This window comes from Micromonospora tarensis, from assembly GCF_016803395.1.
In the GTDB taxonomy this organism is placed as follows: Bacteria; Actinomycetota; Actinomycetes; order Mycobacteriales; family Micromonosporaceae; genus Micromonospora; species Micromonospora tarensis.
The window spans coordinates 1-1,700 of the sequence record NZ_JAEVHL010000481.1 but is presented as its reverse complement, the minus strand read 5'-3'; the positions used below and the strand labels follow the sequence as shown (position 1 = coordinate 1,700).

The following is a 1,700-nucleotide window of genomic DNA, read 5'->3' as shown; positions in this document are numbered from 1 at the left end:
GTTGCCGGGTGCCAGCCCAGCGCCGCGCTGGCGCCGCTGGCCTGGTCGGTGTTCGTGGACAGCCGCAGGCTGTGCACGCTCGCGCCGAGGGCCAGCGGGACCGGCTCCCCGTACCCGGCGAGGGTGATCAGCCGTACCCCGTCGCCGTCGGCGGCCAGGTGCAGCCCGGCCCGGCCGGCCACCTCGCGCAGCAGCTCCAGGTCGCTGTGCCGGTGCTGCGCGAGCCGCTCCAGCCGGGGCCCGTCCAGCTCCGCCGTCACCGCCAGCCCCACCGCCCCGCACAGCTCCCGGGCCAGCTCGGCGGCGGTCACCGAGGTGAAGACCCGCAACCCCTGCCGCTTGCGCAGCCGGTGCAGCGGGTCGTACGCCCGCAGCCGCAGCACCGCCGCGCCGTCGGCGGCGTACTCCACCTCCACGCAGGTGATTTCCCCGGTGAACAGGGCCTCCGGGTGGTCGACGAGCCGGACGTCGAGCGTGCTGCCGGGGTGGACCGGCGGATCGAACGCGCCGGTCCCGGCGGTGGTGGCGAGCACCAGCTCGGCCTGGGTGGGCTGGTCGAGGCGGGCCGCCACCCGCAGCGAGCGGATCCGTTGGCGGGCCGGCCCGGCCAGTTCGGCGCCGTCGAGCAGGACGGTCAGCGCCCGGGGCGCGACGCTGGTCACGGCGTACCTCCCGGGTTGCCGGGTCCGGTCGGGCTCGCGGCGAGCGCGCTCCACGCTCCGCCGATGACCGACGTCGACGCGCCCACCGCGCCGGCCACCGCCCGCGCCGCCCCGGCCACCGAGCCGGCGACTGTCGATCCGCCGCCCGTACCGGCGGGGGGTGGGACCGCGAGGGTGGTGCCGGCCGGCACCGCCAGGGGTCGGTGATCCGGTTGTGCTCGGCCAGTAGCCGCCAGCGCAGCGGCGAACCGAGCGCGTCGTTGGCCAGCAGGTCGAAGCGCACACCGGACCGACCCGGCTCGGCCGCGCCGTCACCGGCGGCGATCACCGCGCTGCCCGGTGCGGCCGTCGGGGTGTTCGTCGTCGCCAACTCCTCGGCGAAGCCGGCCTGAGCCTGGTCGGCGGTCTCGGCGGCGCGGACCAGCTTGAGTCGCAGCCAGGACCGTCGGGGTGACCCGGTGCCGGTGAACGCGTCGAACCGCTCCGCCACCGCGACGATCACACCGGGCACGTTCCAGGTCTTGCCCCAGACCAACCGGACCAGCGGCGGTCGCAACCAGCCGTGCTCGGCGGTCGAGTTCTCGGCAAGCATCCACAGCGGACGGGTCAGCACCCGGACGTCGGGCGGGCGGAGCTGCGCCTCCACGAAGTCGACGTCGAAGAGCAGGTCGAGGAGCAGTTCGGTACGGCCGCCGCCGGTGAAGACCAGCGGGTCGTCGGCCAGCCCGGAGCCGGTGAGCTGACCGCCGGCGGCACCCCGTTGGCGTACGCCGGCGAGCCGGGTCACCTGCACGGTCTCCGGGTTGAGCAGGCAGTCCACCCGAACCCCTGAGGAGTCGATGAGGAAGGCGACGCGTTCCATCAGCAGCCCGCCTGTTCCTGGTCCAGTCGATTCAGTTGGGCGGTGTCCAGCGCGGGGCCCGACGTCGTCCAGAGGGCGAAGACCAGCGGGTCGTCGGCCAGCCCGGAGCCGGTGAGCTGACCGCCGGCGGCACCCCGTTGGCGTACGCCGGCGAGCCGGGTCACCTGCACGGTCTC

General features: G+C 75.4%; 3 protein-coding genes and 1 pseudogene. 2 read left to right on the top strand and 2 right to left on the bottom strand.

All coding sequences use genetic code 11. From position 1 onward, the window contains the following. Positions 1-662: contractile injection system protein, VgrG/Pvc8 family (locus tag JM949_RS35760; protein ID WP_309232462.1), on the bottom strand; the 662-nt coding region annotated here is incomplete at its 3' end. A 63-nt stretch (positions 663-725) separates the two neighbouring features. On the opposite strand from JM949_RS35760, the gene JM949_RS35755 reads away from it, so the two are divergent. After that, the gene (locus JM949_RS35755) at positions 726-869 is read left to right on the top strand and encodes a hypothetical protein (RefSeq protein WP_203152448.1); all 144 of its coding nucleotides are present in this window, start codon (positions 726-728) and stop codon (positions 867-869) included. 53 nt (positions 870-922) lie between these two features. Beyond that, the gene (locus JM949_RS38750) at positions 923-1,054 is read left to right on the top strand and encodes a hypothetical protein (protein WP_255545715.1); all 132 of its coding nucleotides are present in this window, start codon (positions 923-925) and stop codon (positions 1,052-1,054) included. 59 nt (positions 1,055-1,113) lie between these two features. On the opposite strand, the pseudogene JM949_RS38325 reads toward JM949_RS38750, so the two are convergent. Beyond that, positions 1,114-1,524, bottom strand: a pseudogene (locus tag JM949_RS38325) (CIS tube protein); the annotation flags it as partial. Between the last annotated feature and the right edge of the window lie 176 nt (positions 1,525-1,700).